Source organism: Chitinophaga ginsengisegetis, from assembly GCF_900168065.1.
Lineage (GTDB): Bacteria > Bacteroidota > Bacteroidia > Chitinophagales > Chitinophagaceae > Chitinophaga > Chitinophaga ginsengisegetis.
The window spans coordinates 613,658-634,257 of sequence record NZ_FUZZ01000002.1; the positions used below are offsets into that span (position 1 = coordinate 613,658).

The 20,600-nt window shown below is 47.3% G+C and carries 21 protein-coding genes; all 21 read right to left on the bottom strand.

Translation table 11 applies throughout. The features are described 5' to 3' along the window. Position 1: 1 nt before the first annotated feature. Entirely contained in the window at positions 2-1,519 is a 1,518-nt protein-coding gene (locus tag B5Z18_RS16205) for a phytoene desaturase family protein (RefSeq protein WP_079470524.1), read from the bottom strand. Next, the gene (locus tag B5Z18_RS16210; protein ID WP_079470525.1) at positions 1,506-5,381 is read right to left on the bottom strand and encodes a trifunctional MMPL family transporter/lysophospholipid acyltransferase/class I SAM-dependent methyltransferase; all 3,876 of its coding nucleotides are present in this window, start codon (positions 5,379-5,381) and stop codon (positions 1,506-1,508) included. The genes B5Z18_RS16205 and B5Z18_RS16210 overlap by 14 nt, the downstream gene beginning before the upstream one ends. Beyond that, on the bottom strand, positions 5,374-6,567 hold the full coding sequence (locus B5Z18_RS16215) for a DUF2062 domain-containing protein (protein WP_079470526.1): 1,194 nt from the start codon (positions 6,565-6,567) through the stop codon (positions 5,374-5,376). The genes B5Z18_RS16210 and B5Z18_RS16215 overlap by 8 nt, the downstream gene beginning before the upstream one ends. Beyond that, entirely contained in the window at positions 6,568-6,927 is a 360-nt protein-coding gene (locus B5Z18_RS16220; RefSeq protein WP_079470527.1) for an ApeI family dehydratase, read from the bottom strand. It lies immediately after the preceding gene. 35 nt (positions 6,928-6,962) lie between these two features. After that, a complete protein-coding gene (locus B5Z18_RS16225) occupies positions 6,963-7,586 on the bottom strand; it encodes a flexirubin biosynthesis protein LolB2 (RefSeq protein WP_143313618.1) in 624 nt (207 codons plus the stop codon). Further along, on the bottom strand, positions 7,564-8,196 hold the full coding sequence (locus B5Z18_RS16230; protein ID WP_079470529.1) for a flexirubin biosynthesis/transport protein LolA2: 633 nt from the start codon (positions 8,194-8,196) through the stop codon (positions 7,564-7,566). The genes B5Z18_RS16225 and B5Z18_RS16230 overlap by 23 nt, the downstream gene beginning before the upstream one ends. Beyond that, a complete protein-coding gene (locus tag B5Z18_RS16235; protein WP_079470530.1) occupies positions 8,189-8,968 on the bottom strand; it encodes a polysaccharide deacetylase family protein in 780 nt (259 codons plus the stop codon). Before B5Z18_RS16235 ends, B5Z18_RS16230 begins: the two co-directional genes overlap by 8 nt. Continuing rightward, a complete protein-coding gene (locus tag B5Z18_RS16240) occupies positions 8,962-10,026 on the bottom strand; it encodes a beta-ketoacyl synthase N-terminal-like domain-containing protein (RefSeq protein WP_235015946.1) in 1,065 nt (354 codons plus the stop codon). The genes B5Z18_RS16235 and B5Z18_RS16240 overlap by 7 nt, the downstream gene beginning before the upstream one ends. A gap of 12 nt (positions 10,027-10,038) precedes the next feature. Next, a complete protein-coding gene (locus B5Z18_RS16245; protein ID WP_079470531.1) occupies positions 10,039-11,235 on the bottom strand; it encodes a beta-ketoacyl-[acyl-carrier-protein] synthase family protein in 1,197 nt (398 codons plus the stop codon). Next, the gene (locus B5Z18_RS16250) at positions 11,232-11,498 is read right to left on the bottom strand and encodes a phosphopantetheine-binding protein (RefSeq protein ID WP_079470532.1); all 267 of its coding nucleotides are present in this window, start codon (positions 11,496-11,498) and stop codon (positions 11,232-11,234) included. The genes B5Z18_RS16245 and B5Z18_RS16250 overlap by 4 nt, the downstream gene beginning before the upstream one ends. A gap of 19 nt (positions 11,499-11,517) precedes the next feature. Beyond that, positions 11,518-12,072, bottom strand: a complete 555-nt coding sequence (locus B5Z18_RS16255) for a beta-ketoacyl-[acyl-carrier-protein] synthase family protein (protein WP_079470533.1) — start codon at positions 12,070-12,072, stop codon at positions 11,518-11,520. 67 nt (positions 12,073-12,139) lie between these two features. Beyond that, positions 12,140-13,396, bottom strand: a complete 1,257-nt coding sequence (locus B5Z18_RS16260; protein ID WP_079470534.1) for an NAD(P)/FAD-dependent oxidoreductase — start codon at positions 13,394-13,396, stop codon at positions 12,140-12,142. A gap of 43 nt (positions 13,397-13,439) precedes the next feature. Continuing rightward, a complete protein-coding gene (locus tag B5Z18_RS16265; protein WP_235015947.1) occupies positions 13,440-14,501 on the bottom strand; it encodes an SAM-dependent methyltransferase in 1,062 nt (353 codons plus the stop codon). 14 nt (positions 14,502-14,515) lie between these two features. Further along, positions 14,516-15,661, bottom strand: a complete 1,146-nt coding sequence (locus B5Z18_RS16270) for a beta-ketoacyl-[acyl-carrier-protein] synthase family protein (RefSeq protein ID WP_079470536.1) — start codon at positions 15,659-15,661, stop codon at positions 14,516-14,518. 12 nt (positions 15,662-15,673) lie between these two features. Next, a complete protein-coding gene (locus B5Z18_RS16275; RefSeq protein ID WP_079470537.1) occupies positions 15,674-16,093 on the bottom strand; it encodes an acyl-CoA thioesterase in 420 nt (139 codons plus the stop codon). A gap of 3 nt (positions 16,094-16,096) precedes the next feature. Continuing rightward, on the bottom strand, positions 16,097-16,855 hold the full coding sequence (locus tag B5Z18_RS16280) for a hypothetical protein (protein WP_079470538.1): 759 nt from the start codon (positions 16,853-16,855) through the stop codon (positions 16,097-16,099). A gap of 6 nt (positions 16,856-16,861) precedes the next feature. Further along, positions 16,862-17,287, bottom strand: a complete 426-nt coding sequence (locus tag B5Z18_RS16285; protein WP_079470539.1) for a hotdog family protein — start codon at positions 17,285-17,287, stop codon at positions 16,862-16,864. A gap of 75 nt (positions 17,288-17,362) precedes the next feature. Further along, the gene (locus tag B5Z18_RS16290) at positions 17,363-18,238 is read right to left on the bottom strand and encodes an LpxL/LpxP family acyltransferase (protein ID WP_079470540.1); all 876 of its coding nucleotides are present in this window, start codon (positions 18,236-18,238) and stop codon (positions 17,363-17,365) included. Beyond that, positions 18,238-18,495 (bottom strand): acyl carrier protein, encoded by a 258-nt coding sequence (locus B5Z18_RS16295; RefSeq protein WP_079470541.1) that lies wholly within the window; start codon positions 18,493-18,495, stop codon positions 18,238-18,240. Before B5Z18_RS16295 ends, B5Z18_RS16290 begins: the two co-directional genes overlap by 1 nt. Before the next feature lie 95 nt (positions 18,496-18,590). Next, positions 18,591-19,817 carry a beta-ketoacyl-[acyl-carrier-protein] synthase family protein gene (locus B5Z18_RS16300; RefSeq protein WP_079470542.1) on the bottom strand — a complete coding sequence of 409 codons (1,227 nt, stop codon included), beginning with the start codon at positions 19,815-19,817 and terminating at the stop codon, positions 18,591-18,593. A 49-nt stretch (positions 19,818-19,866) separates the two neighbouring features. Further along, positions 19,867-20,595, bottom strand: a complete 729-nt coding sequence (fabG, locus tag B5Z18_RS16305) for a flexirubin biosynthesis SDR family reductase FlxB (protein WP_079470543.1) — start codon at positions 20,593-20,595, stop codon at positions 19,867-19,869. Positions 20,596-20,600 lie beyond the last annotated feature (5 nt).

Genomic DNA, 20,600 nt, shown 5'->3' on the forward strand with positions numbered 1-20,600 from the left:
TTCAAGTATATATTGACTGATTAATTTCATCTACCAGGAAATCCATTCCCAGCAACTCCGCCGAGGTGATTACACTGCTGATGGTTACCCCTAAAATTCCATGCAAGTTCAGGTTTTGACCGGTAAGATACAAATTAGATAGTTTGGTACGGGCCGAAACCATTGTCCGTAAAGGATCTGCGCTATCTTTTGCAATGCCGTACATGCTGCCGTCGCCGGTACCGATATAATCCCGGTACGATAACGGCGTAGCCACATAGGAAGTATGGATACAATCCCGGAAACCGGGAAACTGCTTTTCCACACAATCAATAAGCAGGTTGGCTTTTTTCTCCTTAAATGCTTCATACTCCGCTCCCCTGCTGCCGGTTTGTAACACCGTATTAAAAGTATGCTGCCATTGCTTTACCTCATCATACCGCATATAGGTCATGATCGATAAACTATCAGCCCAGGTTTCATGCCGGGAGCTGGCCGATACGTACATGGCATAGGTTTGCGGCCACTCTTCTTCTTTATAGTCAATACCTGCCCAGGCATTGCCTGTTGCATGGTAGTAATGATTGTAGTTAAGATATTTAAAGGTGCCCGGTTTCAAAGCTACGTTCAGTACAAAGGCGCCTATTGAATTTTCCAATCCCTGCATACGGCTGCGGTAAGCGCTGCGCAATACATCGCTGTGGGTAATCGCCATCGTTTGCGCAGGATGCAGGTTAGAGATATAATACGTAGCCTGTACTTTGCTGCCATCCTGCAATACAATATGATCTACCTTATCGCCGTCGCCATTGATAGCGGTAACAGCCATGTTACGGATCACTTCTCCACCGTTCTCCCGGATCTGGCGGCATAGCAGCTTTCCTATCTGGGAGCCGCCATCCACACACTTCCAGGAGCTTTTCATATAGCTGTTTAACACCAATGCATGTACGTAAAAAGGCGTTTTCTCCGCTACGCCCGCATACAAAAGATTGTTGCCGGCCAGTACCTGTTGCAGTTTTTCATTGCTGGTAATGCTGCGCAAATAGTCGGCAGTATTCAGCTGCAACACCGACCGTTTTTCTTCATAATCACCGGTACGAAGATTATACAGCGGGAACTTGCTGCATACTTCCGTGATCTTATTGCAATAGGCGCGTAACGCCGCCTCTTCTTCAGGAAAATCTTCCAGCAGCGTACGGATGAAGTTCTCTTCTCCCTGCGCTATCCGGTACACTTTATCATCCCCGGCAAAACTGATATGATCGAAACCATCCATATCCATACGTTTCAGCCGGAGCTTATCATAAATGCCGAGGTACTTAAATACTTTGTAAAGGTTTTCACCAGGCGCCAGTCCGCCAATATAATGCACACCAGAATCAAAAATAACTTTATCGCGCGACCATGTTTGCAGGCAACCGCCTGTTTGCCGGTTCTTTTCGTATATGCACACACGATACCCATGCCGGCTGAGAATAGCTCCACATACCAAACCGCCTAGGCCACTGCCTATAATGATGACATCATAGTGGTGCATAATTTTCCTGGGGAAGTTTTTTGATCACAAATATTACATTAGAGGTGTACCGGGTATTGTCGATTTCCTCCGCTACTGCACCATATTTGTGAACAAGACTACGTACATGTGCAGCTGAGAAAAACGACAATGGCTGATCCTTCGTTTTATTAAACCCAATTACTTTTGTAGACATAAACTCTGTGAACTTCGTCCCCTCGTGCCTTTTGGCCATGTCGCTGTCGCCATCGCGGATCACAATCACACCATCCGGCGCGAGCCGTGCTATACATTGCTGCAGCAGCATCTCCTGCTCATCTGCAGGCAGATAGTGCAACACATCACTTAATATAAAGGCGTCATACTCATTAAAAGGAGTAGCGGAAATATCACCATGAATAAACTGCAGCTGTTCCGGCTTATTATAACAATAAGCCGCAGTGGCTATCTTATCTTCATCATAATCAATACCAGTAATGGTTCTTCCCGGCGCCGTCCAGGTAAGCATGTAGTCCATGAACCCATAGCCACAGCCAATATCCAGTATGCGTCCTTCTTTAGGTAATAACTCATGAAACAGCTGGTAATTGTTTTCCATCTTTGTTTTCACACGCATATACCATTCCAGCACCGGTCCTTTGTAGATATAATTATATTTCAACTGCTCCCGGAAATATTTTGGCACTTCCGTTTCCGCACGTAGTATTTCATATTGTTGTTTAAAATACCGGCTGATAGATTTCGTACGTGCGCTGTAGTTATCTCCCCACGACTTATCCTCAGGTGTAATACGGGGCAGGTACTTTACGGTTACTGTACCATCCTTCAACAGGAAATCGCCTTTACTCATCGTATAGGCGGTACCGTGAATCACCATCGGCAAAATATCCAGACCCAATTGTTCTGCAATATAAAAAGCGCCTTTATGAAAACGCTTGATAGCCGGGTCGGGCGAGCGGGTGCCTTCCGGGTACACTACAATAGAATACCCTGCCGCTACCCTGTCTCTCAGCTTTTCAATAGCGCCCTCTGCACCGTCCGCAACAGGATAGTAATCCGCCAGGCGAACTACGGAGCCAAACACCGGTGAACGCCATACCCATTGATTGGTAAGCAATATCACCTTCGGGTGAAGCATGGTGGACACTAATATATCGAGGAACGACTGATGATTACTGATAATCACCGCCGGCTTTTCCAGTTGCTCATTGGAAGGATTAATAATGCGCTTCTTCACATTGCGCATAATATACAATACGCTGTGTGTATACGCAGAAAGTATGCGGTGATACAACACCTTTCCTTTTTCTTTATTGAATGGGTTCCAGCGGATCAGCACCGTACCGATAGCAGTTAAAAGAAAGCTGCCCATCGCAAAATAAGTAAAGGAAAATACAGAAAGCGTCCATCCTTTGAAAGTCCACGGTGCAAAGCCTTTCCGCACACGGCCGGTGATCAGCCAGTTAAACAGGAAAGGGATCATTACCTGCGAAATCAACACCACGGTGCCAATACCGATAATAGAAATCAGCGCAATAGATTTCAGTGAAGGATGCTGTGCAAAGATGAGCACACCCAGCCCAAGAATAGTAGTGATGGCCGACAGGAAGATGGATGACTTGAAAGAAGAAAGGGTTTTCTTCCCGGTCCTGTATTCCTGTAACAGTCCATCCATCATAAAGATGCTGTAATCATCTCCCAAACCAAAAATAAAAGTAGAGAGGATGATATTTACAATATTGAACTTAATCCCGAAAAGCCCCATGATACCTAATATCCACACCCAGCTGACAGCCATCGGGATAAAGGTGATGAGCGCCAGTTCAATACGGCCATACGATAATAACAATGCAAAAAACACCAGCAGAGAAGTCATCCATGCAATGCTGTTAAACTCATCTTTCACCACTTCTACCAGGCGGTTAGCTGCATATTGTTTATCCAGCACCGTTGTATTCGGTATGTTCTCCAACGCATCGTACACTGCCTGTTTGTGGGCCGGATCTACTTTCAGTAAGGTTACCACGGAGGTAGTACCGTTCTTTTCTATAATAAAATCTCCGAGGTTACCGCTACGCAGTACCTGCAAAGCACTGGGATCGAGCGGCTGAAAATTTTTATTGATCAGCTGATCAAAGGGATCAAAGGCAGCTTTACTAAAGCCCAGCGTGCTTCCTTCACTACGCAGATATTGCAGCAATTGCTGCTTCCTGTCTGCGGTCCAGTAATGATTCCAGCGGTTAATACGTGCCTCCTGTTCCTTATTGGATAACAGTAACGCCTGTACGCCGGCATACTTTTTCACGATACCTTTTTCCTGCAACTGCTGAATAACCGGCAGCAGCTTTTCGCCGCTTTCCAGCGCTCCTTCCAGGTTGTGGCCGTCAGACACTACATACACCGATTGCGCCACATAGGAATTTACGCTGTTCAACTGTGCTTCCGCGGCTTTTAATTGCGGTGTCATGTAGTTCATGCGCATCATGTCACTTTCAAAGGATACGTTGCGTGCAGTATAGAAAAACACGATGGTAAGCAGGAAAATAGCGCCTACCAGGTACTTGTTTTTCTCCGGCCGGTAAGCGGATAATTTGTCGAGCCAGTTATCATGATGGGTGGCTGCTTTCACTGGTTGCCGGCCCATCACAATCCAGTGTGGCAGGAAGATCAGCGAAAATAAGGCAGCGCCCACCAGGCTGAGTGCAGCAAACAATCCCACGTCTTTCAGCATAGGAGAATGCACAAACTGCAAACACAGAAACCCGCCGATAGTAGTAAAACTACCGAGCGTCATGGGTGTGGCCAGGTCGTTGATCACTTCGCGGATATTCTGCGAGTGACGGTAATGATTAAATACATGCAGCGAATAATTCACCGCAATACCAAGCACTACAGCGCCCGCGCCCATGGCCATTACGGAGATGTGTCCTTTAATAACGTATATCCATGCCAGTGAAAACAGTCCGCCGAAAATAACCGGCAGCATCACCAGCACCGGGGCTCTTTTCTTTTTAAAGAACAGGGCAATCAGTACTACCAATAGTACTACGGTGATGCCTTGCGTTAAAAAAGTATCCTGTCTTAACTGGGTGGCATTACCCACGGAAACAGCAGTACCACCGAAGTAAGAAGCGGCGATGCCGGGGTATTGCTGATCAAGACTATCCTTTATTTTATCAAGTCCTTTCAGGAACTGCGCATTAATTTTTGTGGCACCCGGCGGGTTTGCCGGCGTGATAAAGATCATCAGGTGCTTATGATCTTTAGTGATGATGTAGTTATCATACAGTTCAAACTGATCATCATACTGCAGGTGTTGCAGTTTCTTTACGCCTATCCAGGAGATGCCTACCGGATCGGCCTGGATCATTTTTTTCAGTACCAGTCCTGCGGGTGATATCAGCGTATTATAATCGTATTGTAATGATTGCTGTAGTTGCTGAGGTGCCAGTAAGCTATCGATTTTCGCGTAATCATTTTTTTCCAGGAAGATGGGCAGGTGTTGTTGTATCACCTGCATCAATCCCATGATCATGGCGTCGTCTGTTTGCGACTGAATCTGCCTGATATAGGGCGATAGCTGTGCGCCCGCCCTGGTGGACAGTTCTGCGGCATAGGCCGTTAAACTATCAGGCTGGGTTTCCTGCGTAGTATCTTTTTGGGAGATGGTAACAATCAGCTTATCCGCAAACCTGGAATCCTGGAACACCTGTTGCAGCTTATCCAGTTTCTTATCCTGCGGCAATATTTTGGTAATATCTTCTTCCAGTTTTATTTGTGCAGCAAAATATCCAACCAGCAAAAAACTGGCAATGGTGCAACACCACAGCCATGCTTTACGCTGCTCAAAAAAATTATAGATCGCTACAAAAAGATTACCCATTTCTTCTTTCTTTTCTAAAAATTGTCAGTATTGCCCAACTCACTATCCAGGCCAGCAATCCACCCAATACTGCCAGTGTAATGCTGCCAAATACATATTGCAACAGGTTATCCCTGATGGTATCGAAGTTGATGCCATTGGAAAATACCAGGTCTTTTGCGGTTTGCCCCATCCATACACGCCCTGCCAGGAAGCTGGCAAAGATCACAAATGGTGTAAGCGGCGGGGTACTGATATGTGCAAAAAGCAGCACCAACGCCTTATTCAGCCTGAATTTTATAGACAACAGGATAGATACCAATAGCTGGAATCCCCAGATAGGTATGATCCCCATAAAAATACCAAAGCCAATGGAAGCTGCTTTCCTGATATTGGATTCGTCAGACTTCAGCACTTCTTCTTTCCACATTTTTTTCCAGTTCTCTTTTTTTAAAAGAAAACGGACCAGGTCGCGGGGTTTGATATACAAAAAAGTAACGAGTACCAGTATGGTGTTCAATACCGTAATGCGCGAAACATCTCTTACCGGTCTGAAATGAGACACCCGTTCTTCCGGTGGCGGGTAGTATACACGCACCGGCGTCCAGTCGACCTTAATACCTTTCCACGCACTGCGCACCAATACCTCTATTTCAAATTCATATTTGGTGCAGAAGTAGTGCATTCTCCCCATGCGTTGCAGGGGATACAGGCGGTAGCCGGATTGTGTATCAGGTCCTTTCAATCCGGTGGTTACCTGGAACCAGAAGTTAGATACTTTGTTGGCAGAAGTACTTTTGCCCGGCATATTCTCCTGGTGCAGGTTACGGGCGCCTATGATCAGTGCGCCCGGATGTTCTTCAATCTGCTGTAACATAGTGGGCAGATCGGTGGCAAAATGCTGGCCGTCGGCATCCATTGTGATTACATAGTCGTAGCCCTGCTCCAGCGCATAGGAAAATCCACGGCGAAGCGCCACGCCTTTTCCACGGTTAGGGCTATACGAAACCAGTTGCAGGGAAGGGAACTGTTCCAGTACTGCTGCTGTTTCGTCTGTAGCACCGTCGTTTACCACAATCACATGACTGGTATAAGTAAGCGCGTCAGTCAATACAGCGCTCAGCGTACCGGCGTTGTTGTACGTAGGAATGAGCACCGCTGCGCGGTGGCGTTCAAAGTGTTCGTTATGTGTAGGTTGGCTGGTCACTTAGTTGAATATACCCTGGAACTTCATAAATGTTTTATCGTCGCGCTTCAGTGTAGCATTCACTTTCCATCCTCCTTCCTCTTCTTTGTAGGTCAGCGTAACATCCACCAGTGGCTGTTTTACCGGGTCTATCATGTTCAGGAATTTCATCTGGTTTGCTTTTTTCAGCATCACCTTTCTGTCCAGCGCACTTTCCAGCACTTCCGTAATGGTTTGCATCATGCATACACCCGGTACTACAGGCTGTTCCGGGAAATGACCCTGAAATATGGGATGTGCCGCATTCAGTTCGATGGTGGTAGCCACCTGTCCGGGTTCCTGGGATTGCGCTGTAACGGTATAAAAATTTCCTGCTAACATTGGACTGTGTGATTATATAATTAAAGGTGACGTTTTTACTTTTCTACTTTCTGCAATGAAATATTGAATTTGAAATGCTCATGACGGATGTTGATTGTATCCGGCACGCCGTTGTTATAATGCTGCATCCATACGGTGACAGCCGGTTTGCGGCGCGACGACTTTTCTATCCGCACCAGTTTCGTACAGGCGGTATCCGTGACATAATAGTTGTTACCTTTTTCCGTAGGCACTACTATATAACGGTAATGGCTATCCGCAGCCATATGCGCTGCCTGCAGACCGGGCCGCAGCAGCACCAATGCAAAATCCTGCTGTAACGTTTTCACCACTGCCTTCTTGTCCATTTTGGCCATCAGGTAGTGTTTGGTGAAATTCCCCTGCTTATCAAATTCAAAATCAAAGAACTTAAATCCCATCTCGTTGGCAAATACCACGCGGATACTGCTATCCGGCATCTGCTTGAAAAACAGGAGTCCGCTCAGGTGATGCTTCAGGATGTCTACCTGCGTGCTATATAGCGTAGACGTGAACTGCGGGCTGAACTGCCTGATACAATTTACATTGCCGCTCACAGGCTGTAATCCTTTGTACACCGACCGGCAACCTGCCATCAGCATCACTATTCCCAACAAACTACTTAGCAGAAAATACCGCATCCGGGATATTTGTGTTCAATTGTTTATGTAAAAAACTGATGGTGGTATCATCGCCTGATAATTCCGCCATCGTAATTTTTGATACAGAATAGTCCTGTTTATCAACCAGCAGCACAATAGTTTGAAAATATTCTTTCATTACCTTGTTTACCGGCGTAAGCTCCAGGCGGTAATACTGGGCATTTTCAGCGGCTTTGGTAGAAAAATCAGCGTTATCCAGCACGGTTCCTCGTACACAATCCACCGTAATTTTATTGATCTGTTCAAACAGTTTATTATTCTTCCCCGACACTTTATTCTCTTTCTGCGCGTCCTTGATACGGATATCTTTCCCGTTAATCACCAGCAGGTAATAAGAAGGCTGGAGGTATTCCATTCTTACTTTATTATCTTTCTTAAACCAGAATTTCCCTTTAGACACAATTTTATCAGACAACATGCTCAGGTTCTTTTCCTGTACAAAATCGCACTGAATGCTTTGCGTACTCTGAGCGGCCTTTGCAAACTGCTGCTTCAGCGGCGCCATATCTCCTACCGGCTTAAATCCGGACTGGGCCTGTATTTGCAGGCTCACTACACAACCAATCAATATTAACAGCCATTTACACATATGCTCTAACGTTTAACATTTTATCAATTCTTTCCAGGCGGTATCCCTTTTCACGGATCGCATGGATCAGCTGTGGCAGTATATCTGCGGTTATCTTACAGGTATCATGCAGTAAAATAACGGCCCCTGGTTTCAGCTGCTGCATAATCCGGTGCAGTAATGCTGTTTCATCTTTTGCTACCGTATCCAGTGAGCGTATGTTCCAGCCTACCGGCAGATAATTACCTGCTTTTACTGCCCTTGCCAGGTTCGGATTGGTGACGCCGTAAGGTGGGCGGAACAGGCGCGGATGCAGGCCCGTAGCGTCTACCGTGAGCGCATCCATTTCCTGCATATCCTTCAGCATGTTACCGGATAACTTCATATCAAACCAGAAGTGGTGTGAATAAGTATGATTACCTATGATATGCCCTTCTTCGTATATCCGTTTCAGTAAGCGCTCATTCCCCCTGATATTCTTCCCGATACAAAAAAAAGCAGCAGGCACCTGTTCCCTGTGCAGGATGTCCAGTATCTGCGGCGTAAAAGCCTCCTGTGGCCCGTCATCAAAAGAAAGCGCCACTACCTTTTCTGTAGTATTGGCCTCACAGAACGCCTTTAAAAAAAAGCCCGATTCAATATTCATCGCCCCGTAAACAGTTACCGGGAGAAAAATAAGCAAAGGCACACCGTACCACCAGAAGGAAATACCATACGCCATTACTTTATCCAGGAACAAAAGTACCAGGAGACTAATAGTGGCAATGATATTTACAACCCTGTTGTTTAGCATGCAGTGAGTAATACCAGCGAATGATGTGTTCCCTGGTGGTGATTATAGATTAATACTTTTTTTATCTTCTCCGGCGCCTTACCAAAAAACGCTGCTGCTTCCGGCACTTCCTGTTGCGCTATGATGGCATTGGCCATCCATACGCCGAAAGACGCCGCTGTAGGATATTCCCCGCAGAGGTGTTTAAAGCTGGCTTCCGCATGTTCAGGAAATAAGGCGTCGGCTACTTCTTCATAAATCTCATCCTGGTCAATATCACCATTCCTGCCGGTAACAATCAGATCGATATCTGCAGGCGTGCAATTATTATCTTCCAGGAATTTCATGATGTGCCCGATCACTTCTCCTTCCCAGAGCGGTTTGTACAAGGTACTTACACCGGATAGTTCGGCTACGGCGCCTGGTTGCTTGGTAATCCCCAATGTAAAAAAAGCAGCGCCTTCACCGGCAATAGTGCCGCGGGAAGGGCTGTTCAGCAGTTCCATCGTTTTTACCGGCGTCTTTTTATAGAGGCCGAAACGCGACAGTAACTGGTGACTGTGATTCGTAATTTCATCCACTCCGCCGGCGAGAATGTGTTGTGCGGAGCCTTCTTTCAATATCATAATAGCGTCCAGCAGGGCGTTTTCAAAAGAAAAGCCGCGGTGAACGAAGGTGTTGTTATATCCGTTGCAACCCAATAGCAGGGCAATCTGACCGGCTACGGTATTGTGTGTACTTTGTATAAAGGCAGTAGGTGTAAGCATTTCCTCCTGCTGGTTCACCATTTTGGTGAGGAACACGCCCGTGTCGTCCAGGCAGCCATAAGCAGTTCCCGTAATGATCGCATCCGGAGCGGTAATGCCGGCTGCTTCCAGGCTTAAATTCGCCGCCCCTACTCCCATTTTCACCACCCGGCTCATCCTGCGGATCTGTTTCACATCAATCCATTGTTTGTAATCGGGGTCCACGGTAGCCAGGCGCACCTGTTCGTATTCCCTGGGAGTAGCCAGCAAAGGGCCTCCCTGCGCAGTTTCCTGCGGAGAAATACAACCGGTGCCATTTATATAGATCTGCATAATTTATAGCTGTTAACTGGCCCTTGAAAATAACAGGCTGGAACAATTGCCGCCAAAACCGAATGAGTTGGACATTACATGTTGCAGATCATGACCTGCAGAAAAGGCGGTAACGGGTGCAAATGGTAATTCCTTCATCTGGTGCTCGAAACGTGCATTCGGGTAAATAATTCCTTCCTTTACTGCCAGCGCCGAAAATACGGCTTCTATGCCACCGCTGGCGCCCAGTGTATGACCGGTAAAGGATTTGGTAGAACTCATCGCCGGGAAATGCGGTGCAAAGAGCCGGTTTATAGCGATTCCTTCCGATACATCATTATTCTGTGTACCGGTGCCGTGTAAATTAATATAACCAATTTGTTGTGGTTGCAGTCCGCCCATATCCAGCGCGCCTTTCATGGCCAGGTAATTACCAGTGCCATCCGGCGAAGACGCCGTTTGATGAAAGGCATCATTAGCATTGGCAAAGCCGCTGAGGCGGCACCAGGGCTGCAGGCGGGCGGCCAGGCTATCAGATACCAGCACCACGTAACCCGCGCCTTCGCCGAGGTTAAGCCCGGTACGGGTATCGTCAAAAGGCCGGCAGGGCTGCTGATCAAGGATCATGAGGGTATTGAACCCGTTGAGCGTAAAGCGGGTCAGCGCATCTGTACCGCCGGCAATCACCACATCCACAATGTTATTGCGGATCAGCCGGGAGCCATACATCAATGCGTTGGCGCCGGAAGAACAGGCCGTGCTGATAGTAGAAATGTGATGACGCACGCCGAGACTGTCGGCTACCAGTTCGGTGATGCTGCCGCATTCGTGATGAACCAGGTTCTGTAACCGGCCACCACGGGGATCAGACAGGTACTCCGCGAAAAAATCCTCGGTTTTATCCATCCCGCCTACGGTATTGCCGGAAACAAATCCTACCCGGTATTGGGAGATATCCCCCAACCCGCTGGACTGCCACGCCTCGCGGGCGGCAATCATGCTGAGCAGGGCCGTACGGCTGATATTTTCCGGCATCCGCGCTATATCGGCGAGGGTGGCGTTATCTGCCTTTACTTCTGCTACCGGAAAGGTAGTGCGATGAACAGAAGACAGGTGCTGCATGGCTTCCATACCGGGTTTCATGTCCCGGAACGATTGTATACAGGCAGGTACATCCAGCCCGATACCGCTGATCACTCCACCGCCTGCTATCCACACCTTTTCACTCATGCCTTTACGGTTTGATTTTCGGTAATATACACCGCCATCGTGCGTACCGAGTGGAAGATCTTCGGTCCTTCTTCAGGATTGGCAATGCGGATATTGTAGTGCTGTTGCAGCAATACAATCAATTCCAGCGCATCGATAGAATCGAGCCCAAGCCCTTCCTTTGTAAACAACGGCTGATCGTTGCCAATGCTGTCCGGTGCTACTTCCTGCAAGTTCAATTGTTCTATGATCTGCGCTTTCAGATCCGCCATCAACTTTTCCACTGTAGTTTGATTAAAGTTATTAACTGTTTTTTTGTTGATACAACGATGACAAAGCCGCCTCTGTTAAAGGGATGGCATTGTTCCGCTGTTTATTTTCCACGAGGAATAATACGGCCTCGTATTGTTGTTCCATTACTTCTACCCACCCGCAAATACAAGCCTGCAAAGGCGTTTCTGCCAGCAGCTGCGCCGGATAGGTGCTCATTAAAGTTGTATCAAAAACATCTGATACAAAAAAAGTATTCTCTCCTTTAAAACCATGCCGGATGGAGATCTCTCCCATCACGATATTGGGCAGGGTATACACAAACAACGCCGGACTGGCAAAATCCTTTACAGTAGCGTAGTACCGCAAATCTGTATCCAGGCTACTGCTCCGGTTGGATAATACCATGCCTGTTTGTTCCGGTGACAATAAATGTATGTCGGTGTCCTTCAGCAATACTTCCGCTGCCAGCCAGCCCAGCTTGCTGAGGGCGTCCATTTTATGGAATTTAGGATACTGACCGGAAAAACGGTCGTATCCCGCCCGCAAAAACTCCGGTAATTCCAGTGCGGAATCCGCCTCCCACAACAAAGAGCCATTTAAATAAACCCTGTTTTGCCGTATGATGCAACTCCCCGTAATATATGTCGATCCGCTATTCAATCTCCGGGTTGCTTTTTAATTTTTCTGTTAATTCAATAGTCCTGACCAAACGTTTCAAGGCCGTATCATGATTTTTCACAAAAGGATTATTCATATCCCACACATAACCAGCCAGTACAGAACAAATTTGTCCTTTTATCAGCGGATCAGCATCTTTCTTAAAGAAAATGGTATCGAGGGTGCCTTCGTACCAGGCCATCACATAGGAACGGAATGTATTCACGCCCTGCATGGTAGGCTCCATATACTCTTTCTCCCAATCTACCGCCTCGCCTTTCAATTTCCGGATCACCAGTTTTGCCGCTGTTTGCGAGGAAACACAGGCCAAAGTTACGCCAGAAGAGAAAATCGGGTCCAGAAATTCTGTCACGTTACCGGTCAGCACAAATCCATCTCCATAAAATTTATCCGTGGTAGCAGACCACGACTGTAAAATACGTGGTTCAAATACCAGTTCCACATCCCGGAAACGCTCCCTGGTATAGGGTTCTGCCTCCAGCAGGGCGCGGTATTTCTCTTCATCGGTACCCGGATATTCCTCAAAAAATTCCGGATCTCCCACAAAACCCAGGGAAGTAACCCCGGTAGCGAAAGGAATGATCCAGATCCATACGCCCTTTTTATGTACCACTGCGGTAATGCGGTTAGGTTCGTCGGCCATGGAACGGCGTACATCCACGGTGTGGGCAAACAACGCCTTGCGGGGTTGCAGGTTGGAATTTTTCTCCAGGTTGAATAATTTGGGAATCACCCGGCCGTAGCCGCTGCCGTCTACTATGAAGCGGGCTGCAATCTGCGACTGCTGCCCATCTTTATCTTCTACCGTTGTAATGGAATCAGACCCGTTAAAACGTATATCCGTTACAGTTGTTTCATAAGCTACCGGTACACCCATGCTCTCTACGGTGTCGGCCAGCGTTTTATCAAAATCAGCGCGCGTTACCTGCCAGGTCCAGGTCCAGCCTGGTGTGAATTGCTCCTGGAAAGTAAAATCGCAGAGCGCGTCTCCTTTTACAAACTTTGCCCCATACTTCTGCTGAAATCCCTTTGCTTTAATGGCGTCAATAAACCCTGCTTCTTCCAGGGCTTCCATGCTGCGGGGCAACAGGCTTTCACCGATCACAAAACGGGGGAATTTCTGCTTCTCCACCACTTTTACATTGTACCCTGCCTGATGAATGATAGACGCCGCTACTGTTCCTGCCGGACCCGCTCCTATTACCAGTACATCAACTTGCTCAGTTTTCATAAGTGACGATTTTGGGAGTTATAGATTTATGCGATTGGGTTTGTTATTTTTTTTGACATTTCAACAATGTATAGTTCATTCCCATCTGGTCATTTTCCTCAATAATGGTTAAACCGGCATCGTCAATACACTGGAAGAAATCATCTGTATGATACATCTGGCTGTTACCATTAGCCATAGCGGTAAAGTACAGGGAAGTCTGCTGCAGGCAAAAAGCGGCGGATTTAAACTGCTGGCGGTTCCAGAAAGGCTCCAGGATATATACAGTCCCTCCTTCGTTGAGCGCTTCGCGGCAACGTTTCAGGATGGAAACAATTTCAGCTTCAGAAAAACAGTCGAGGAACTGGCTCATCCAGATGGCATCAAAGCCTTGCGGGAAGGGCACTTCCTCGTGGAGGATGTTGGCAATATGAAAATGCACCCGGTTTTCCACGCCGGCATCTTTCATTTTCTGTTGTGCCAGTCCGGCCTGACCCGGTAAATCAAAGATGGTTACTTCCACTTCCGGATCTTTGGCGGTGCAGGCCAGGGCCCACTTACCGGTGTTACCACCAATATCGAGCAAATGTTTTGGTTTCTTTTCAAAAACAATATCCAGCGCCTGCGGAGTAGCGAGGTCTGAATAGTAATGGTCGAAGTCGAACCAGCTTTTACCTACTTCAGGTGGCAGCAGCGACAAGCCCGGGTAAATAGTATCCCAGGGACCGAGTTCGCGCAAACCGGCAGGCTTTCCTTCTATCAGGCTTTCCTGCAGATGATTCATGCCTTTGTAGCAGATATCCTGTGAAAAGTCCATATTGATGCGGGTAAGCTGATCATGTAAAATAAAGTAACCGGTTTTGGTGAGGGTATACCGTTTATCGTTCACAATCACCAGCTCCATACCTAAACCTGCTTCCAGCAACACTCTTACAGCATAACGCGACATTTTGGTTTGCTCCATTATTTCTTCAATGGTAATACCGGCAGAGCGGCTGTTGCTCACCGCCGTTAAAATACCCATATCACGTAATGCCCGGGTAGCCTGAAACGCAACGGGGGCAAATGCCAGACGCAATGCAGCTTCTTTTGCTTCGAGTGCTGTTTTTGTTTCTTTATTAAACACGACAATAACTTTGTTTAGCTGTTAAGATTAAAAACCATCGCTGCATTGCATCCACCGAAACCTGATACTGTTTTCAGGAAGTGGCGGGATGTTTTTTGCAGCAGGGTATTATGAACATTCACCGGCATACTCACACCGGGTATTTCAAATCCTTTTGTTGGCAATACCACACCGGCTTTCATGGCCTGCATGCTGATAATTGCTTCTATGAGTCCGGCGGCGCCCAGCGTATGGCCGTAATAGCCTTTCAGGCTGTTTACCGGCAGGGCTGCCAGTCCGGCGTGATGCAGTGCTTTCGCCTCCATTTCATCGTTGTACAGGGTAGCCGTGCCATGGGCCGATACAAATCCAATGTCCGCAGCAGTTAGTCCGCTGCCGTTTAGCGCCAGCTGCATCACTGCGGCCAGTTCTTCGCCGGTACGGGAAGGGCCGGAAATATGATTGGCATCATTGCTGATGGCGCCTGCGCCCAATGAAAAAAGCGCATCCCCTTTTTCCCGGCTGAGGATCACGGTGGCAGCGCCTTCTCCCAGCGTAACGCCTGTTCTGTTGGCATCGAACGGCTTACAGGGCACTGCGCTTACTGCCTGGAACGACTGAAACCCGGATAATACAAAGCGGGTCAATACATCTGCGCCGGTCACCACTACATGATCATAACGTCCTGATTGAATGAGCCGTTTGCCGGTTAAAATGGCTACCAGCCCTGAAATGCAGGCACTGCTGATCACCAGCGGTTCATTGGCCGCATTAAAATGAGCGGCCACTTTCTTTGCAGTGGTGTACAGCTGCATGTTGGCCAGTGGTGGTACGGCGCCTTCAGGTTGCTGCTCCAGCAGTTCAATATTTCCTTTTGTAGTGGAAATAATGAAGCCGGTGCGTGCATCTGTGAGCGTAACAGCAGTTTGTTGCAAAGCCGATTGTATAGAAGCAACCAGCAGCTGCTCAAACCGCGTGTATCCTTTTACGTTAGCGTTTGCCGTAAAGGCGTCCAGTTGTGCAGGCGTTGTGATAGCGCCATAAAACGGAGCAGCGGCATAGGCGGCATTGTTATGCTGCGCTATGCCACTGTTGCCAGATAAAACCTGGTCAAAATTTTCCCGGGTAGTACTGCCAAGAGGCCCCACAATATTATCTGCTACTACATACACCTGTTGCATAATACCCTTTGGTTATACCAGTCCGTGCTTTTTTTTCCATTCACTAAAAAAAGGAGGAGCAATCAATTGCAGAGATGAAGTTTCCTTGTCCAGGAATACCTGTACGGAAGAACCCTTTGCTACTATTTCTCCTGTGGCAGGATTGGTAAGGATGTATTCAAATTTTATTTTTGCTGCCAGGTCGTCCACATACCTTGTTTCTACTATTACCCTGTCGCCGTAGCGCAAAGAGCGTTTGTAATCACATTGTACATTTACTACCGGTACAGTGAATCCTTCTTCAAAAATATCCAGGTATCTGAGCCCGTATTTTTCTCCGAAAGCTTCCCTGCCGTCTTCAAAATACCGCACATAATGCCCGTGCCATACTATTCCCAGCGGATCTGCTTCATTAAATCTTATCAGTATGTTGGTGCATTCAGTCAGTATCATAATTTATCCTTTCTTCTTTGGTTTCTTTGTTGCAGGCGTTGTTGTACCGGCGGCTTTTGTTTCTTTCTTTGCTGCGGGTGCCGCTACTACCGGTTTTGGTTCTTCCGGATCTTTGGCTTCAGCGTATTTTGTTTTCAGTTTGCTGTAGTCGTCGTCGATATCATCCAGCACACTCTTAATAGTAGCCAGCCAGTAGTTGCGCCATGCGAAGCTCCATTTCTGGCCTTTACCTACATAACGTTCTGTGAGCAGTACATTTTTCTTGTCCATGTCAAAAATGGCCAGCCACATAGAGGCACTTTTGCTGGTTTTGCTCATGCCTTCCATTACCAGCATTACGCCGATTCCATGTTTTCCGGTAAAATCGTACGATTTCACCACTTTGACAATGTCTTCCGGTTTAAGACGTTCAAAGTCGGAAGATTCATCAGATTTCAGCGCATCTTTATTGATGGCTTCATTGCGTTTGTTCACCAAACCAATACTGGTGTTGTATTTATCGCGGTGAAGTGCGCCTGGTACATCGTACTTCTTTTGTTCGTTCACAATTACCTGGTTAAGGGCAGTAAACTCATGGTCTACGATGGCGTCTGTTTTAGCGGCGGCATCACCCAACAGTTTGGCTTGTGTAAAATCCACACCCAGCCAGGTAAAGGAAGAATCTTTGTTGTCCAGGAAGTTCTTCAGTGTTTGAGCATTTGCTGTCATAGCCATCATGCTCAACATCAGCAACGGAAGTGCAATTAATTTTCTGCAGTTCATGTGTGATTAAATTTGGGGATTGATGAATATTTTCATTTCGCATTGTGCCATCAGGCGGCCGTCAAACATCACTTTGCCGGTTACCATAGTGGCATTAAATACTTCACCGCCGATTTCGGTGGTTGTTTCTATCATTTGTCCTGCCGGCGGCAGCTCCAGTATTTCCAGGTCTTTTACAGCGCCAATAAACCCCAGGGGAACGGGGGTATTCTGTTGTTTGGCGATATAGCCGATGCGGGCAGCGGCGGTTTGTGCAATATTTTCCATCAGGCCGGGTGCGGTGAGCACTCCATTTTCCACAAAAATATTATCTGGTGCTATGTGAAGACCGGTACGGGTTACGGGGCCATCTACAGCCAGGATTCCACTGATCATCACAATGGGAGTACGCTGGGGAATATAGGCGGTGATATCGTCTGAATGAATAAACATCTGCACAAGTTATTATTAAATATGAAACACGAAATAAATAGAATTATACGAAATTATTAACAGTAAAAACACGCATTATTCCCAAAAATCGTAATAATTGAACCATTGTACCGGGTAACGGTATACTTTTTCTTCCACATGATGCACAAAATCCTGCAGGGCGGTTTCTACTCCCTGGTTACGCCGGCCGTGGTACGAGCGGGGTTCTGTGGCAAAAAAATGATAATGGGTAGACGATTCCTTAAAGGCAAATACTACGGAAACCGGCACCCGGAAGGTGGCGGCCAGCAGGAAAGGACCCAGTGGAAAACGGGCATCCTGGCCCAAAAAAGGAACCGTTACGGTTTTATTGCCCGGCAGGAACCGGTCGGCATGCATACACACCAGCTCCTTATTACTCAATGCTTCATTGATAGCATAAATATGCGACAGGTCATCCTTGATCACGATAACATTCATGTTCCGGTCGCCCGTAATACCGGACAGGTAATCTTTGATCCGCTGGTGTTCGCCGTCGAACATCACAATATTGATACGGGTTTGGAGGCGCTTGAACAAATGACCGGCTACTTCCCAGTTACCCACATGTGCGCTCAAAAGGATGCCGCCTTTACCGCCGGCAATCATTTCACGTAAATGATGTTCTCCCTCAAACTCAAAGGTGAATTTATTGGACATGTCTGCCATCACCACTACCTTATCGATCAGTGTTTGGCCAAATACATGATAATTCCGGTATAAACTGAGCAACGCGCGGCCCCTGCTATAACCAATTTTTGTACGGAGATAATGATAGACAGGTTTTGAGGAACTCCAGGAAAATGCAAAAAAATAGAAGGCTACAAATCTCAGCAACATATACGCAGGCACCACCCCTCCATGCTTCAACAGGAAAACAAAACAACTATATCCGAACTTACTCCCCTTAGATTTTCCTTGCCAGGAAGGCATTATACCAGTTCTTTTTGTTGTACACGAGTGGCTACATAGTTGTAGAAATCCTGGAAGGTGACAATAGCCTGGAACTCTTCAGGATTTACTTTAAATCCGAAGTTATCTTCTATTACTACCACCATGTCGATATAATCCAAACTATCCAGATCCAGTGTGGATTTCATGTTTGCTTCCGGCGTGATGGCTTCAGGGTTTGCTTCAAACTCCTCTACCAGAAACTTATTCGTAACAGTTATTATCTCTCTAATGTCCATAAAAGTGTGAAATCAGATATAGGTCGGTTAATAATTTGTGTTTATTCAGTCTATTGGTCAGCTAATCCTATTCCGAGCGCCAAAGTTAAGGATATTTATTTTCCATTCCACCCCCTTACTATCAGGGATGAATTTGTTCCTCCAAAGCCAAAAGAATTTGACAAAAATATATTAAAATTTTTATTAATTGTACTGGTTACAATATTTAACCTGGCGGCATCCTCATCAGGGTTATCCAGGTTGATATTGGGGGCAATAAAGCCATGCTGCATCATAAGCATGGAATATACAATTTCACTGGCGCCCGCCATCCAGCATTCGTGGCCGGTCATGGACTTGGTGGAGCTTACGTAGGGCCGTGAAGCGCCAAACACTTCATGAATCGCTTTGGCCTCGCTGGCATCACCGGCGGCGGTGGAGGTGGCGTGTGCGTTGATATACTCTATATCGCCCGGCTGCAAACCGGCATCCTGCAGAGCTATCTGCAGGGATCTTACAGGTCCGTCTACAGTTGGATTGGAAATATGCGCGCCATTGGAGGAAAAGCCGTATCCCAGCACTTCGCCTAAAATTGTGGCGCCCCTGCGCTGTGCAGATTCCAGGCTTTCCAGGATCACAGTGGCAGCGCCGCCGCTGGGTACCAGTCCATCCCGGTCGCGGTCAAATGGCCTGGAAGCGCGGGTAGGATCTCCTTCCCTCACAGAAAATGCGGCAATGGCATCAAAATTTCCCATCGCATACACATTTACTTCCTGTGCGCCACCGCAGATTACAGCATCCTGCATACCGTTCCGGATAAACATATATCCGAGCCCGATAGCATGTGAGCCGCTGGCGCAGGCCGCGCTTACGGTGAAGTTTACGCCCCTGAGCTTAAAAATAGTAGCCAGGTTCATATTCACCGTGGAGTTCATGGTCTGGAAAACAGATCCGGAACCCACCAGCATCGTATCTTTTTTAGCCCGCATCACATCATTGGCTTCTACCACCGGTTTTGCGGAGCTGTCGTTGCCATATAAAAGTCCTATCGGTGTGGAGTCAATATATTCAGGTGTCATGCCTGCCTGTGCGAGGGCTTCACGGGTAGCCATGTAGGCAAATTCCGCCTGTTCCGGCATCATGAGCCTTGCCCGGCGATCCAGCAACCCTTTGAGTTCAGGTCTTTCTATATACCCGGTCAGCCCGGAACGGTAGCCAAATGTTTTTCTTTCGGGATCCAGTACAATACCGGATTTGCCCTGATACAATGAATCTTTTACTTCCTGCATATCCTTTCCGATGCAGGAATAAATTCCCATCCCAGTGATCACTACTCTGTTCATAGCTCTTAGCTTTTAGCGGTTAGCCTATAGCCCAGTTATATTGACGTTATTAAGTGTGCAGCCCCCCATTGATGTTTAAAATTTCCCCGGTAATATAACCTGCGGACCTGGAAGCCAGGAAGGCCACTGCATCCGCCACCTCTTCGGCGGTGCCAAAGCGGTTCATGGGAACCTGTGCTGCCAGCTCTTTTTCATTAAGCTCGGCGGTCATATCTGTTCTGATGAAACCGGGCGCAACGGCGTTCACCGTTACCCCTCTTTTGGCAACTTCCTGTGCCAGTGCCTTTGTAGCGCCAATTACCCCTGCTTTGGCGGCAGAGTAGTTGGTTTGACCGGGTAACCCCTTGATACCGGACAGCGATACCATGTTAATGATACGCCCGTAACGTTTCAGCAACATGCCGTTCAGCACCTGCTTGGTTACGTTGAAAAATCCGTTCAAACTGATATTGAGTACATTGCTCCATTGCGCCTCATTCATCCAGAACATCAGGGAATCTTCCCGGATGCCCGCATTATTCACCAGTACTTCTATCTGTTGTTCTTTATTATTTTCTACCCAGCTCCCCAATACCTGTTGCACTTCGGCGGCATCGCCTACGTTAAACGGCATCAGTTCACCGGTACTGCCTTTTGCTTTTACTGCCTCCAGCGTTTCCAGCGCTGCAGCCTCATTTCCTTTGTAGTTGATCAGCACATGATAGCCTGCTTCGGCCATTTTAATACATACTGCCCTGCCTATGCCCCTGGACCCTCCTGTTACTAATGCACATTTCATGAATT

Bases quoted from the DNA above. Each gene is read 5' to 3' on its own strand.
- B5Z18_RS16230 (WP_079470529.1), bottom strand. From the start codon at position 8,196: ATGTGTAAATGGCTGTTAATATTGATTGGTTGTGTAGTGAGCCTGCAA.
- B5Z18_RS16235 (WP_079470530.1), bottom strand. From the start codon at position 8,968: ATGCTAAACAACAGGGTTGTAAATATCATTGCCACTATTAGTCTCCTG.
- B5Z18_RS16295 (WP_079470541.1), bottom strand. From the start codon at position 18,495: ATGGACATTAGAGAGATAATAACTGTTACGAATAAGTTTCTGGTAGAG.
- B5Z18_RS16275 (WP_079470537.1), bottom strand. From the start codon at position 16,093: ATGATACTGACTGAATGCACCAACATACTGATAAGATTTAATGAAGCA.
- B5Z18_RS16300 (WP_079470542.1), bottom strand. From the start codon at position 19,817: ATGAACAGAGTAGTGATCACTGGGATGGGAATTTATTCCTGCATCGGA.
- B5Z18_RS16245 (WP_079470531.1), bottom strand. From the start codon at position 11,235: ATGAGTGAAAAGGTGTGGATAGCAGGCGGTGGAGTGATCAGCGGTATC.
- B5Z18_RS16210 (WP_079470525.1), bottom strand. From the start codon at position 5,381: ATGGGTAATCTTTTTGTAGCGATCTATAATTTTTTTGAGCAGCGTAAA.
- fabG (WP_079470543.1), bottom strand. From the start codon at position 20,595: ATGAAATGTGCATTAGTAACAGGAGGGTCCAGGGGCATAGGCAGGGCA.
- B5Z18_RS16220 (WP_079470527.1), bottom strand. From the start codon at position 6,927: ATGTTAGCAGGAAATTTTTATACCGTTACAGCGCAATCCCAGGAACCC.
- B5Z18_RS16260 (WP_079470534.1), bottom strand. From the start codon at position 13,396: ATGAAAACTGAGCAAGTTGATGTACTGGTAATAGGAGCGGGTCCGGCA.
- B5Z18_RS16290 (WP_079470540.1), bottom strand. From the start codon at position 18,238: ATGCCTTCCTGGCAAGGAAAATCTAAGGGGAGTAAGTTCGGATATAGT.
- B5Z18_RS16280 (WP_079470538.1), bottom strand. From the start codon at position 16,855: ATGAACTGCAGAAAATTAATTGCACTTCCGTTGCTGATGTTGAGCATG.
- B5Z18_RS16240 (WP_235015946.1), bottom strand. From the start codon at position 10,026: ATGCAGATCTATATAAATGGCACCGGTTGTATTTCTCCGCAGGAAACT.
- B5Z18_RS16270 (WP_079470536.1), bottom strand. From the start codon at position 15,661: ATGCAACAGGTGTATGTAGTAGCAGATAATATTGTGGGGCCTCTTGGC.
- B5Z18_RS16285 (WP_079470539.1), bottom strand. From the start codon at position 17,287: ATGTTTATTCATTCAGACGATATCACCGCCTATATTCCCCAGCGTACT.
- B5Z18_RS16225 (WP_143313618.1), bottom strand. From the start codon at position 7,586: ATGCGGTATTTTCTGCTAAGTAGTTTGTTGGGAATAGTGATGCTGATG.
- B5Z18_RS16205 (WP_079470524.1), bottom strand. From the start codon at position 1,519: ATGCACCACTATGATGTCATCATTATAGGCAGTGGCCTAGGCGGTTTG.